The organism is Acinetobacter sp. YH12200 (assembly GCF_013418175.1).
Taxonomy (GTDB): domain Bacteria; phylum Pseudomonadota; class Gammaproteobacteria; order Pseudomonadales; family Moraxellaceae; genus Acinetobacter; species Acinetobacter pseudolwoffii.
On sequence record NZ_VPCO01000009.1, the window covers coordinates 38,830 to 52,668 of the forward strand.

Annotated in this window: 17 protein-coding genes; 12 read left to right on the forward strand and 5 right to left on the reverse strand. The window is 40.4% G+C overall.

What is annotated here, in order from left to right; all coding sequences use genetic code 11:
- The first annotated feature begins 45 nt into the window (after positions 1-45).
- From FTU90_RS07750 to FTU90_RS07795, 10 genes are read left to right on the forward strand one after another with little or no spacing between them, the layout of a single operon-like run.
- Positions 46-231: a hypothetical protein gene (locus FTU90_RS07750; protein ID WP_180072220.1), complete on the forward strand. Its 186-nt coding sequence runs from the start codon at positions 46-48 to the stop codon at positions 229-231.
- A complete protein-coding gene (locus tag FTU90_RS07755) occupies positions 231-830 on the forward strand; it encodes a hypothetical protein (RefSeq protein ID WP_180072222.1) in 600 nt (199 codons plus the stop codon). Before FTU90_RS07750 ends, FTU90_RS07755 begins: the two co-directional genes overlap by 1 nt.
- 46 nt (positions 831-876) lie before the next feature.
- Complete coding sequence (locus tag FTU90_RS07760) at positions 877-1,545, forward strand: glycoside hydrolase family 104 protein (RefSeq protein ID WP_180072224.1); 669 nt, start codon at positions 877-879, stop codon at positions 1,543-1,545.
- A gap of 3 nt (positions 1,546-1,548) precedes the next feature.
- Positions 1,549-3,555 carry a hypothetical protein gene (locus FTU90_RS07765; RefSeq protein WP_180072226.1) on the forward strand — a complete coding sequence of 669 codons (2,007 nt, stop codon included), beginning with the start codon at positions 1,549-1,551 and terminating at the stop codon, positions 3,553-3,555.
- Between the two features lie 32 nt (positions 3,556-3,587).
- Positions 3,588-4,508, forward strand: coding sequence for a hypothetical protein (locus FTU90_RS07770; RefSeq protein ID WP_180072227.1), 921 nt, complete (start codon positions 3,588-3,590; stop codon positions 4,506-4,508).
- A gap of 7 nt (positions 4,509-4,515) precedes the next feature.
- On the forward strand, positions 4,516-5,451 hold the full coding sequence (locus FTU90_RS07775; RefSeq protein ID WP_180072229.1) for a hypothetical protein: 936 nt from the start codon (positions 4,516-4,518) through the stop codon (positions 5,449-5,451).
- Positions 5,451-6,029: a hypothetical protein gene (locus FTU90_RS07780; protein WP_180072232.1), complete on the forward strand. Its 579-nt coding sequence runs from the start codon at positions 5,451-5,453 to the stop codon at positions 6,027-6,029. The genes FTU90_RS07775 and FTU90_RS07780 overlap by 1 nt, the downstream gene beginning before the upstream one ends.
- A gap of 40 nt (positions 6,030-6,069) precedes the next feature.
- Entirely contained in the window at positions 6,070-6,333 is a 264-nt protein-coding gene (locus FTU90_RS07785) for a hypothetical protein (RefSeq protein ID WP_180072234.1), read from the forward strand.
- A complete protein-coding gene (locus FTU90_RS07790; RefSeq protein WP_180072236.1) occupies positions 6,317-6,859 on the forward strand; it encodes a glycoside hydrolase family protein in 543 nt (180 codons plus the stop codon). The genes FTU90_RS07785 and FTU90_RS07790 overlap by 17 nt, the downstream gene beginning before the upstream one ends.
- The gene (locus FTU90_RS07795) at positions 6,860-7,231 is read left to right on the forward strand and encodes a hypothetical protein (protein WP_180072238.1); all 372 of its coding nucleotides are present in this window, start codon (positions 6,860-6,862) and stop codon (positions 7,229-7,231) included.
- Between the two features lie 374 nt (positions 7,232-7,605).
- Here the strand turns inward: FTU90_RS07795 and FTU90_RS07800 are convergent, their stop codons facing one another.
- Positions 7,606-8,592: a site-specific integrase gene (locus tag FTU90_RS07800; RefSeq protein ID WP_180072240.1), complete on the reverse strand. Its 987-nt coding sequence runs from the start codon at positions 8,590-8,592 to the stop codon at positions 7,606-7,608.
- 680 nt (positions 8,593-9,272) lie between these two features.
- On the opposite strand from FTU90_RS07800, the gene FTU90_RS07805 reads away from it, so the two are divergent.
- On the forward strand, positions 9,273-10,190 hold the full coding sequence (locus FTU90_RS07805; RefSeq protein WP_005097509.1) for a LysR family transcriptional regulator: 918 nt from the start codon (positions 9,273-9,275) through the stop codon (positions 10,188-10,190).
- Between the two features lie 37 nt (positions 10,191-10,227).
- Here FTU90_RS07805 and FTU90_RS07810 read toward each other — a convergent pair whose 3' ends face one another.
- On the reverse strand, positions 10,228-10,401 hold the full coding sequence (locus tag FTU90_RS07810; protein ID WP_167381264.1) for a hypothetical protein: 174 nt from the start codon (positions 10,399-10,401) through the stop codon (positions 10,228-10,230).
- Positions 10,402-11,276: 875 nt separating this feature from the next.
- Between FTU90_RS07810 and FTU90_RS07815 the strand changes: the two genes are divergently transcribed.
- Positions 11,277-11,495 carry a hypothetical protein gene (locus FTU90_RS07815; RefSeq protein WP_180072242.1) on the forward strand — a complete coding sequence of 73 codons (219 nt, stop codon included), beginning with the start codon at positions 11,277-11,279 and terminating at the stop codon, positions 11,493-11,495.
- A 161-nt stretch (positions 11,496-11,656) separates the two neighbouring features.
- Here the strand turns inward: FTU90_RS07815 and FTU90_RS07820 are convergent, their stop codons facing one another.
- From FTU90_RS07820 to FTU90_RS07830, 3 genes are all read right to left on the reverse strand, one after another.
- On the reverse strand, positions 11,657-12,007 hold the full coding sequence (locus FTU90_RS07820; RefSeq protein WP_180072244.1) for a hypothetical protein: 351 nt from the start codon (positions 12,005-12,007) through the stop codon (positions 11,657-11,659).
- 198 nt (positions 12,008-12,205) lie between these two features.
- Complete coding sequence (locus tag FTU90_RS07825) at positions 12,206-12,871, reverse strand: hypothetical protein (protein WP_180072246.1); 666 nt, start codon at positions 12,869-12,871, stop codon at positions 12,206-12,208.
- Between the two features lie 100 nt (positions 12,872-12,971).
- Positions 12,972-13,670 carry a 3'-5' exonuclease gene (locus FTU90_RS07830; protein WP_180000653.1) on the reverse strand — a complete coding sequence of 233 codons (699 nt, stop codon included), beginning with the start codon at positions 13,668-13,670 and terminating at the stop codon, positions 12,972-12,974.
- Between the last annotated feature and the right edge of the window lie 169 nt (positions 13,671-13,839).

Below are 13,839 nucleotides of genomic sequence, written 5' to 3' on the forward strand. Positions count from 1 at the left end.
TGATTGATTTTTATGCTATAACTCCCTCACTACGGTGGGGGTTTTATGGATATGTTTTGGATAGTTGTTATTACACTTATGCTTTGCATTTATATCGCCATAACTGTTGAGCGCATTTTACAAAACCAAATAAGGCTAAACGATGCGAGATATGAACAAGTAAAAAAACTTAGCGATGAAGTAAAAAAGCTTCAATCGGAAGTAAGAAAGCTTGAAAAGGATAATTGTTAATGAAAAAACTAATTTTAATTTGTGGGTTGCTTGCTTCTAGTTTTAGTTTTGGGGCGGATTGGGGGTTAATAGGAGAGACTAATAGTAATATCAAGCACTACTATGATGTTGATTCGGTGAAACCATTGGGTAAACATCAGTTTGAGTTTTGGGAAAAGCATGTCGAAAAAAATGAAAACAAAGTCATGAGAGCTAAAGTTGATTGTGTGAATGATAGCTACACCGTGATGGATTACTACAAATATCGCGGTGACAACGTGGTGGACTCAATCACTAATCAGGAGTATAAGATCATTCCTCCACCAGATACCGCTGGTTATATAACGATTGAGAGGGTATGCAACTATGGATTATCATTAGAAATAGGTAAATTAAATCTACCTAAAAAGAGCGATTTCTCTGATGATGCGGAATTTCAAGTTGCTAGATTTTTTGCCCTTGGATTTCAGGACTATACCCCAACAATGGACATGATGAATGATTATTTTGATTTAATGGAAATTGCAGGACAGGAAAAACAACCATACAAACTGTTTATTAAGACCTTGGATGGCGTAAGTTATTTAAAAATTAAGTATTTAAATTTGAAAAATAATTGATATATAAGCCACCCTCGGGTGGTTTTTTTACACCTAAGGAAAAGTTATGGCAAAGCTATCAGAAATTCAACAAGCGTATGCAAATCCAAACGTGCGCAAATACCTTGATTTTATTGCTCAGGCTGAAGGTGTGAAGCATGGATATAACACCATGTTTGGGAACGAACGTATTGCAAGTCTAGGTGCACACCCGAATGTGCGAAAAGAATTTAAACAAACCGACGGTAAGACCAACTTCACCACCGCAGCTGGGCGCTATCAGTTTCTAAATAGCACATGGAATAACTTAGCCAAGCAATACGGCTTTCGTGATTTCTCACCACAATCGCAAGATATGGGTGCAATTGCACTAATTGCCCAGCGTGGCGCTTTAGATGATGTACTTAATGGTAATTGGCAGTCAGCTATTCAGAAGACCGGTAAAGAGTGGGCATCATTGCCAAGCTCAACATACAAGCAGGGTAAGCGCTCATGGGATTTTGCAAATAAGGCCTTGGGTAGCAATATTCAGCAACAGCAGCAAGGCTACCAACCCAACTATCTGACTGATGAACAGGCAGCAAAGCTATTCCCTAAACAAGAAAAGCCGCAGTATCAACCTCAGTACCTGTCAGATGATCAGGTGGCAAAATTATTTCCAACTCAGCCCCAACAAACGCATCAACCCAACTATTTAACAGATGACCAAGTGGCGCAATTATTCCCGAGAGGCTAAAGCATGGCAAAACTAACAGTAGATCAAATGGTTCAGCTAGCCAAGAGCCAATCAAATAATCAAAAAACAATGTCAGTGGATGAGATGGTGGCTTTGGCTAAATCAAACAAACCCACCAAGGATCTAGGCACATTACCAGCAATTCAAATTGAGTCAGAAAAACCATCTTTCATTGCCGATATTGGCTCAGGCATGGATAAGATTTTCAGTGGTGCCGCTCAAGGTGCTGAGTATGTATCTGACGGCATTCGAGGTGGATTGAATAAGCTACTTGGCACTAATCTCGAAACGGATCGTTATGAGAAGTACACGAAAGCTAAGGCGGAAGAACGCGCATCTTATGAGAAGGCACGTAAAGCAAGTGGCAAGGGTTTAAATGTTGGTGAATTTATTGGTGAGACTGCTGCTTTGGGCCCATTAGTCCTAGCAGGCCGCGGCTATCAGGGTGCGAATATTTTAAGCAAAGCCGGTGCAAAGGTCACCGCTCAAAACACAGGGTTGGGTGCTCTAATTGGTGGTGCTCAGTTTGCCGAAGACGCCGAGCAGCGATTATCAAACATGAAGTCAGGGGCTTTAGGTGGTGCGCTTGGCGGTGTAGCAGCTAAAAAAATCGGGGATGGAGTTACTCGCGTTGTGAATGCCAAAAAAGGCAATTACAAAGAGGAAGTAAAAGAGGTTTTAGATCAGGCTGAAAAACACGGTATTCGCACATCAGTTGGTGATCTTGGTCGCAATCCGATTGCAAAAAAAGCCGAAGTCCAACTGGAAGAAATTCCTTTAATTGGTACATCAAATTTCCGCAAAGGGCAGCACGATGAAGCCAAGGCAGCAGCAGGAAAAGTGGTAGAAAACCTAAAAGGAAAAATGTCTGATGTGGACTACAAAAGCCTAGATAAAATTCAAGCTGCTGCGGCAAGCGGTGACAAGAATGCTATGCGAATCATGAAGATTGTGAATGAGGCTGGCGAGGATTCAGGCAAGGTTTTACAGGCTGCGGCTGAGATTAAAAATTGGCGCGGCAAGCGTGTTGCTTCGCAAATGTATGATCGTGTTCAGAACTTAGCGGGCGATGGCGCTATAGCTCCAAACAAAACCGTTCAAGCTATTGACGATATTATTACTAACGATTCAAAAGTTATTCCAAATATGGAATTACAGAAAGAGTTATTGGCTATAAGAAACACGCTTGGCGACATGAACATCAAAAAAGACTTTGGTGAGATGCGAGCAGTCCAATCGCGTTTAGGTGAGCTTGTAAGCGAATGGGGCAGTGCTGGAAAAAAAGGCAGCAACGCATTCACTAAAATCAGAACAGCAATTGACGATGATATTTTGGATTTTGCTCAAAACTCAGGGAATACAAGATTATTTGGTGAATTAAAACGTGCCAATAGTCTTTATGGTCAGTTGCAGCAAGGTAAAGATAAGGCGTTTGCGAAAGTCACACGCAGCATTGAGCCTGATCAGATTTTCAATCAATTCATGAAAGCTGGAAAAGGTGACAAGGCTGCTAATTTTTACAAAAACCTAGACCCAAAAGGACAGGCTGCTCTGCGTTATCAAATGGCGCAAAACGCTCTGGATAAATCTTTAAATGAGAGCACAGGAGCGTTTAGCCCTGCAAAGTTTGCACTTGAGTTCGAGCGAATGAGCGCACCATACAACAATGTGTTTACAGGTGGTGACAAGGCCCAGATGGATGGATTTATTAAGTTGATGCGCCATATTGAGCGAGCTGGACAGTATATGGAAAACCCACCGACGGGAAACAGGGTTGTGCCATGGCTGGTTGGTGGTGGTGCAGCAGTGACAGCAATGTCAAGCATACCATTGGCGCTTACGGGTGTTGGGGCTACAGCTCTCACAAAAACCTTGCTGACCACAAACGCGGGTAAACGAATTCTACTCGCTGCAAAAGATTTGCCGCCTGACTCACCAAAGCTAGCCAATTTAATTAAGCAAGCACAAAAACTAGCCACTACATCTGGGGCGGTTGCAGCAACAGAATAACCCACTTCGGTGGGTTTTTTAATGGTGAAAATATGCTTCAACATCGACTTGCAACACCAGTCATTCAGCCGAGAATGCACTTCTTTGACACTGACGGCAAACCGCTTGTCGGTGGCAAAGTCTACGCATTCAAGGTGGGCACAGAAGAATTTAAGCCAACTTATCGTAATTCAGAATTAACCGCATTAAACACAAATCCAGTCATTTTGGATGGTGTAGGAAGTGCATTAATTTACTTGCGCGGGGCAAATCTGCTCAAGATTTACGATAAGCACGGTAATTTTATTGAAGAAAGAATTGAGTACCAGCAACGTGAACGTGCTCAATTTTATGACGATTACGGGAGGCCTTTAAAAAATGGATACGTCTATACATACGACTATCAGTCCACGATCAGAAAAACATCGTACAGCATTGATGATGTTATAAATCCAAACCCGATTGTACTTGATGAAAATGGTACAGCATTGGTTAATATTGTCGGTGCTTATCGTTTAAGGCAGTACAACTCGAAAAACGTGTTTGTCGGTGATCAGGATTTTAAGAGACCACCGATTAAGGCGCTGACGAGTGTGGTTTATCCGCTTTATTTTGAGGAGGGTGTTGTTACAGGCTTTGAGTGCATAGATATGTTACTCAAACCGCCGGTGCAACCTGAAACAGAAAATCTTACATCTACATTTTCAATGGTCGGCATCCAGTGGAAAGAGCCAATTTTAAATCTGACAGTAGAAACTGAATGTCTCAGCACATCTTTCTCAATTGCCGGGCTTCAAATTGAAGCTAGAGATACGTACTTAAAAGCATGGATGCCAACAGAATCTATTAATACGAGTTTTGGGTTTGCTGGAATACAGATCACTAAAACTGTCGCGTATGTCACGTATCAACACAATCCACCTGATTGCTTAAGCACATCATTTGCAATCACAAGCATCCAAATAACAAACTAGGTGACTCATGAATTTTACAACAAGAAACGAGATTGGCGCTCGATTTAAACTTATTGCACGAAAAAAAGATGGTTCAATAGCGAGAGAAACAGATTGGTTTTTAAATAAAGTGCTTGCAAGCGGCTTAGCACAAATGAGTGTCGGCACTTGGATTAATCGTTGCTGTGTTGGCTCGGGTAATTCAACGCCAACATCTTCACAAACATCACTCGACACTCTTGTTGCAAGCACAACAAGTTTTTTAACCGATGTTGGCGTAAGTCATACAACATCTCCAATTTATTTCGGTGCTCGTAGAACTTGGCGATTTGGCGAAGGTGTGGCAGCTGGAAATATTTCAGAGGTAGGAATGGGGTGGTCTGATGCAGCAATGTGGAACCGAGCACTCATTCGAGATATTTTAGGAAATCCCACTACAATAACGGTTTTAAGTGACGAATTTCTTGATGTTGTTGCTGAAATTCGAGTATATCCGCCTGAAATTCAGTCTGGTAGTTTTAATGTTACAGACAAGAGTGGTGCTGTGCTGGAGGCGCACAGTTATGAGTGCATTCCACTCATTCCATCCCCAGGAACTTTTAGTGCACAAAAGATAACAGCGGAATCGCTGTCGAATGGCGCAGTAGCAACACTTCACTCCAGTGGAATTCAAACGATTACAACAGGCCCATCTCAACCAAGTCATGGTGTGCAAGCGCCCCAAACAACACAAAACAACCCCACTCCAAATAGCTTAGGGTTAACATTTAGCTTAAGGTTGAGTGATGCTGTAATGAGTATAAAATCCATTCGGGTTGGATTCTCCTTATTATCAAGTGCTTATAGTGCAGGAGGAGCAATCGGGTATCAATTGGAGATATCCCCACCATTTAATAAAACCAATTTAATGACGGTTAATATTAAATTGAACTTAACCTGGAGTGAGTACACGGGGGGGTTGTGATGTTGCCTAGGAATATTTTATCCACACGCCCCATTTACGGGGCTTTTTTAGTGCCTGATAAAGCTGAACCTTTGGTTGATTTCGAGTGGGGTGGTGTAGATTTACTCGACACATCGCAAGGGCTGCAAGTCTATATTTGGAAATGCTACTACCGCGACAATTGGATTTGCATTGAAAATGATGTGGTGCAATATCAACTGCTTAATGTTGAAAATGTGAAGTCCTTAAGCCTGTCTTTTGACTTCAATATGAGTCCAACTATTGCATACACAACTGAAAACTCAGACAAGCAAATTTCAGCATTTTTGTATTGGTACGACACGGCACAGGCTGCGCAAATTACCACTGAATACGGTGTCGACTATCTCACACCGCAAGTCTCACTTGATGACCATCGTCTGCACCAATCCGCGAATGCTGACATCATTTTTGCATACATTAAGAACGGTAATCTTTACTACAGACAGCAACGTGACCGCTTTTTAATAGAGCGTCTTTTGGAAAGTGATTTAGGTGATGTTGAGCTCACGCAGATCGGCATGACGACTAAAAATAGATTTCAATTTGCATTCGCATAGCACCTCCGGGTGCTTTTTTATTGCCAAAATAGGGGGCGCAATGTCAAATGCGACACAAATAGCAGATACTTCAGGGCCAGTCGCAACCACTGCAGGCACAGGCATCACAATAATTTCATGGTTTGCAACGTGGGATTGGGGTTTTTTGATTGGAGTTGTAATTGGTTTGGCGGGTCTTGCGATTAGTTTTGCAAACTATTTATCAAACAGGCAATTTCAAAAGCGTAAAGATCAACGTGAGCAAGAAGAACACGAACTGAAAATTGCAAAATTGCGAGGGCGATGCAATGCAGGACAAAACTAAATACTACGTGATCGGATCTTCTTTGGTGCTTGCAGCAGGAATGTGGATCACTGGTCCAAGTGAAGAACAGGTGCAAGCCACTGCAATAAAAGAAGGCTATACATCAAAACCAGTGATTCCGGTAAAAGGTGATGTGCCGACTATTGGTCATGGCACCACTGTTTATCCAAATGGCCTCAAAGTCAAAATGACTGATCCGGCGATTGACCGCAAGCAGGCTTTTGAATATCTCAAGCTGCACATGGATAAAGATGCGCAACGATTCAATAAAACCATTCTGAATATTCCAATTTCACAGCCTGAATATGATCTGTATCTGGATTTCACTTATCAGTACGGCACAAGTGCTTGGTCTGGATCATCCATGCTGCGCAACCTGAAGGCACGTGAATATGTCCAGGCATGCAAGTCACTATTGAAGTGGAAGTATGTCGCAAAGCGTGATTGTTCAATCCGTTCTAATAACTGTTATGGCGTGTGGACCCGACAAGTTGAGCGCTACAACAAATGCATGGGGGTGAACTAGATGCCAATACTACTCTGGAAATATAAACACTGGATCGCAATTGCGGTCTTTTTCTTTTTATGGGTGGGGCAAATTGTCTATACCAACCACTTAAGCGGGAAGCTACGCAAAGCCAGTGAGCAATGCACAGCGAAAATTCAACAGATAGAACAAAAGCATCTCAAGGCTCTAACTGAAAAACAAAATCAAATTAACCGGATGAGTGCGGATTATGAAGCAACAAAATCAGAGCAACGTGTGCAGGTCGAAACAGTTACGCGTGAAGTGCAAAAGATCATTGATCGTCCTGTGTATCTCAACCATTGCTTTGATGATGACGGCCTGCAGCAACTCAACTCACTTATCGCCAGTGGTGCCGGCCAACCTCCTTGAGTCTTGTCCTGATTTACAGAAATTAGAATCAGGGCAGGGCAGGGTTGCTTTGGTCTGGTCTATTGATGTGGTTGCTAAATATAACGATTGTAAGGCACGTCATGGTGCTATTGTGAAGGCCCTCAAGTGAGGGCTTTTAGCTTAATCAATTACGACGAGTGTGAATGTGGGGTTTGTGTTGGAGTAATTTAAAAATTACTTCAGCTTCTCACTTTGCTTAAAACGGCATACTCACTCGCACACCCATCCCAATATTCAAAACAACTATGCCAGACAGCCCAGCCAAATCTTTTACCCCACGGCTCGGCAAATTTAATGCAATGCTCGATGTAATGCTGTTCCCATGTTTTCATTATTATTCCTTCCACTGGATATCAGTCCAGCCTATTTGCAATCTCTGATGCAGTTGCATTGTAATAAATCATCAGGCTTCTTAAATCCTTATGACCAATCATCCGCGCCAAATCCAATACTTCTAATTTCTGGGCAAGCCTTGTGCATGCTTCATGTCTTGAGTCGTGAAAATGCAAATCTTCAATTTCACACCTATCTCGCAACTTTCTCCAAAGTGTATCAAAGCTCGAGTCTTTCACTGTAAAAACCTGATGACTGCCAACACCTTTCATGAGCTCGAGCAATTCAACAGCACGCTTGGACAGGGGCACATGTCGTTTTGTTCCATTCTTGGTTTCATTCAAAGTCACATATCTATTCTTTAAATAAACCCGGTCCCAAGTCAGGCCGCGGATCTCACCAGCACGCATTGCAGTTTCAATCGCCAAAAGAAAAGCAATCATAATTTGCTGTGTAAAATTCTCAGGTGCCTGATCATCAAATTCAGCGGCCAGACAAAGCCTGTAAATTTCATCCTCTGATATGCGTCTATCGCGATGTGCTGGCGGTGGTGGCATCTTTAGATCACTCATTGGTGAATCATAAATCCACTTCCATTCTGTGCGAGCCACTGTAAACAAAGCAGACAGGATATTTCCCTCACGTCGTACCGAGGCCGGCTTGACAGTTTTTAGTCTGGTATCTCGCCACACCACAAAATCATCGGTGGTAATTTTGGCAATATGCTTTTTGACAATCTTCGGGAAGTTCCTCTGAAATGCCCGAAATCTCTTAATCTCGGCATCACAGCCTTTGTGCTTTGGACACACTTCTTCTATGTATCTATCAATTGCACAATTTAATGTATAATCAGGAAGCTTTCCGCGTGATAACTCTCTTAATTCAGTTTCACGTTTTGATGCCCATGCGCGAGCCTGAGTCTTAGTATCGAATGTCGCACTTTCCCGAGTACCATTCACACTAATCTCAACTCGCCAAGCATCACCCCTTTGTCTAAAGGTGGCCATAAATTCTCTCTCAAAATGTTGTGGCGTAAATTTGGCGTAATCAATATAGAATGAATAATAGGGAATAATAGGGAAACATTAAACTATTGAATTAATGAGCCACACTTAAACCTATAAAAAGAAAGAAAAAATAAGGAAAGCTGGGGAATAATAAGGAAACCGCAAATTTCGGAAAGTGCCCGCTGAGCGCACCATTTTCTTATTTCTTACAACATAAAAATCTCTTTAAATTAAATCTTTATACCAGATCGCTTTTCATAAAACTTTTTATTCAGTGCCACCATATAGATTGTATTGCTTAAATCGAATCTCAAACTCTGTCTTTTCACTTTATTCGATACTGCTCAAAAATAATCTTAAAAGTTTTCAGACAAACAAATGACATGCTCATTTTCTTTTACTTATTCTGATTCTATATTTTGAGTTGATGCGCTGATTCACAACAGCTTTAGGTGTTTTAAATACGAGAGCTGATTGCAATGCAGAGTACGATTCTTTGAATATATTGATGATGAAATAACTCAAATGTTTTTAATAAACCGATTTTTGAATAGATTATTTATTGAGTAAAATTCATTAAAATAATTTAAAGGTGAAAATATTGAAGTGAGTATCCTGAAATAGATTATGCTATTCACCAAGCTTGAGTAGCTGATTTCTGTATTTTTTGGGTAAGCCATATGATAGAACTACGACATTTAAAAACACTGACAGCGCTAAGAGAACATGGATCACTGGTTGCAGCGGCAGGAGATCTCTGTTTAACACCTTCAGCTTTGTCTCACCAATTGCGCGAACTCGATCAATGGTTCGGGGTTGAAGTGGTCAATCGCCGTAGTCGCCCTGTGAGTTTTTCTAATGTAGGTTTACGTTTGTTGAAACTGGCTGATGATGTGCTACCACAAGTACAGATAGCGCAAAGTGATATCACACGTATTGTGCATGGACAGACAGGCCGTATTATATTCTCGTCAGAGTGTCATAGTTGTTTTGACTGGCTAATGCCACTTTTGAATCAGTATCGTATCCAATATCCAGATGTTGATTTGGATTTTGCTTCGGGCTTTGAAGCCAATCCGCATGAATTGTTACAAACGGGCGAGTTTGACTTACTGATTACTGCCGATCCGATTGCACTCAAAGGTGTGGAATATTTCCCGGTATTTGAATATGAATCACGTTTGGTGTTGTCTAATACACATCCTTTAGTACGTGCCCAAGAGATTACGGTGCAGGAACTGGCAGAAGAAACATTAGTAACTTATCCGGTAGATAAGCATCGTCTGGATATCATGTCACGCTTGTTTATTCCTGCGAATATTTTGCCAAAACAGATTCGGACGACCGATTTGACTCAAATGCTGATTCAGCTTGTTGCCAGTGGTCGTGGGATTGCGGCATTGCCAGATTGGGTGGTAAATGAATATGAACAGAAGGGCTGGGTGACTTCGCGCCGTCTGGATTGTGTAGCCCCTGAAGGCTTACGCCGTACTTTATATGCAGGTTATCGAACTGAAGAAAAACAGAAAGATTACTTTGAGGGATTCTTAAAGCAGCTTGACCGATTTTCTAAAAAGCGGGCACAGTATTACACTTGATCCTAATCTCAAAGGAGCAGACTCAATAATATGAATATTAAGGATTCTGTTCCTCTTCATCCTGATGTTGTTGACGGATTTGGTCTCTTTTTACCTGAGGGTCTTTATCTACGCCCAGCTGACCGCGCTGCATCTCTCGATCCTGTTTTTCTTGTGGATCCAATTCCTCTTCTGGAAATTCTTCATTAATTTTTTCATCTGAATGAGTCATCGCAATATACCTTTTTTTAAAATATAGATTTTTTTTTGATCGATTTAAGATCGGGTTTGAGTACATTTGTTTATTGTATATGAGCGACTTTATTACACTGTTGCTTTATAACTGATTTGATTTTACAAATTGTGATGCTTATAAGTGTGTTTATACAGTACATTTTAAATAAAAATTAGTGCTTTATGTTCAAAATAACAATGGATTATATCTATAAGAAAATTACTTTTAATTCGGCTAATTACAGCGGTTCCTGTAGAGGTTCGCTAATTTCTGAGTAGCGCTTATTATTCTCAATAATTTAAAAAAATAAATTTTAAAAAACTGAATAAATTAATAAAGGATGATGTGAACACATATTGAGCTAAATTAACTTAAATTAAAATTTTATAGAAATCATATATTTATTCTAAAAATATTTTCTTCTAAAAAGAATAATATTTGGAAATTAATAAGCCTGAAATATCATAATTTAGTTTTGAAAAATGACAATTTAAATCTTGTATGAGTCTTCTTTTAGAAGTGTAAAGAGGGCTTGTAGGTCTGAAAAATGTTGCTATATTGAACTCATGGTAGGTCGTAAAACCAATAAGACGCTACCGATAAGTTGGACGGATCAATGACAGTTAGTTGAGTTTGATGTTGATCACCAAACAATAAATCTAGCACTAGCCATCCAACACAGAGCTCGCAGCAATGCGAGCTTTTTTAATGTCTGTTATAAAGCTTTGTTTAATGATTCCAGATGATTTCTTTTCTAATTGATTCCTATAAAAAAAGTTTACATTGCCAAATTCGCTAACATCTTGACCCTAAATAAGCGATTTAAGTGTGATATAAAAAATGGAAACTTAGGAAATAGAAAGGAGAGAGAAATGTCAAAGATTATTGTTATAAAGGTGAAAGACCAATTTAGCAAGGTCATTGAGGCGAAAGCTTTATTACGTTCATTTGCAGAGCAACATCAGCATGATGCAATTGATCTGGTAAAAAAAATTGAACATATCGTGGTAGATGGCGAAACTATTTTACCGAGTATTGAACTGTTATTTGAAAGTCAAAAGTCTTCAAATATTTATAAAGTCGTAGAATAACTGGATCAATACGTTATACAAAGGTGAAAAAATTGAGTCCATCTATCCGATATTACAGGTTTAGCCATTAAAAACTCACCTTCCTGGTGAGTTTTTAATGAATGCAGAAAAGCAAAATTTATCCCCTATTAATAAAAAAGCCCACCGAGGTGAGCCAGAAATTAGATGTGCTTAAGTTGTACATTCACATCATATTTTTCAAATTCTTGCAGAATCTGTTTTAAGGTTTGCTGAGCGGTGATATGTTCGGGGCTTAAAGAAATTTCCTGACGAGTATTACTGTCAAAACATTCAATGGCTTGAATCAGCCAATGGTGCTCGATAGAGCTTTTTTGAATCACTACACGTCGCGGTTGTAAACTGTCACTGAGCTGGCGGGGCAGTACATAGGTAATTGCCAGTTGCACAAGTTCCAGTTCTTCAGCCGGACTTAAAAAGGTAATGACCCAATTGCCCACCTTGCTCAGTTGCATGGGGTTATCAAACGCATCGAATTCTAAATAATGTGGCATATAGCAACCAAGCGGATTTTAATGATCACTATATGGCGAGATTTTCAGGTTTTTTCTATCCCGCTTAAGTCTGATATTTTAGGATTTAAATTTAGAGATAATATAAATATAGTGTAAAATCAATTGTCTATATTTGAAATCTAAATCTGCTTGATTGCTAAAGTCACTCATTTAAGAGTTTAAAAGACTAAGACATGCTTATTCATGAGCTTGATTTTGCTGTAATTGTGCCAAAGAAAAATTGATCTGTTTTAGAATGTAATTCAATTCTTGCGGAGGAAGTCGGCTTTCCTGCAGTGAGGTGATCCACTGTATTTGGCACATTTTTAAACTGCGCACATCCTGTACCTGTAAAATATACTGAATTTGCTGTTTGGCCATCAAGCCACAATATTTTTGTAAGCTTTCCATCATCATATATTTGAGGTCTTCAAAAGATAAAGCTTGCGGTTCGGCTAGATGGGGTTGATTGTCTGGATTTGTTTCAATAGATGAGTTTTCTTGCAGCTCTTCGATAGGAACTAGGAGGTTTTTGCGGTTCTCGGTTACAGAAGGGACGGGCAGAGGTGAATTTAAGGGACGGTAAATCTCGGAATGCGCCAAATTGATTTTGGTATCGACTTCTGTGCCGGTCTGATGTGGACTGTTTGATATTATGCTGGTGTGAGCCGGAACAATTAAATCCATTTCACAAAGTTGCTCTAAAAGCTCGGCGGGAGCTAGTTGCTGCTTTAATCTCTCATGTAACAGATCAAAATCTTTGCTGCCGATTAGCACCAATAAGCGGCGTTGGCGTGCGGTCAAGGGGATAGAGCGATTCTGTAGCACCTCGACCCCACGTGGAGTTTTATAAAAATGCATCATAGCTGAATGAGTTGTTCACTAAATTCAGCTAGAGCATAGTCTGGGATAATTACAATAATATGAAGAATATATTAAAAAACAGATACTTGTTTTAAGGGGTTTAAAGCGTACTAATCGCGGTATTTTCGAGAGCCTTGCGCAAATAAGGATCCAGTTCATCTTGGCGCAATAGCCATTGCACATAGTCGGCAGGAAGCTCTGCAATTGCGCTACCGCGATGTTTACCAAAGTTAATTGTGCGTGGAATTCGGGCATCTTCAGAAGCATCGAACAGTTCCTGCATACTGTTGATTTTCAGGTGGTGTACGATATGCATCAGGATGTTGGCAGTTAAAATAATATCCATATCGGCACGATGCGCTTTACGGATCATTTCGCGCGCTCGTTCACTGCCTTTGGTAATCATATAAATCAGTGCAGAAATATTATGTGCTTCTGCATCGGGCCAGACCCGACGTGCTAAAGCCAGTGTACAAATCGCTTTAATTTTCGAGGTATCTACCCCACATTTTTCGACAGCACGAACGTCATAATCAATATTATGACCAATCATATAAATCGTTTCATCTGGCAGGCGAAAGGTACTGTAATGTGGCTGACCTTCCAGGTCAGACTCCAGAATATGATGCACCGCCATGGCGGCAAAAGAAATGGGTTCGTCACATGAATAGAGCTGATCAAACAGGCGGCTTTTATCCATACTGATTTTATGGTCTACAATTGCGACAGGCGCATAGGCAACTTCAATGGGTTGACCATTTAAAGTATGCGTTTCGGTATCAAGAATAATGGCCTGCATGCGTTGAGCACCATAAAAGAAGAGACAGACTCATATTAACGATAAATTGGGAAAAAGATTAGGCTGAATATTAAAAAATATACTTTTTAGCGCAAAGAATGCTGTTAATAAATCCAATTTTGCTGCAGGTTAAGGTTCAGAACTCTCATGCAGGAAAAGATTTAGCGGT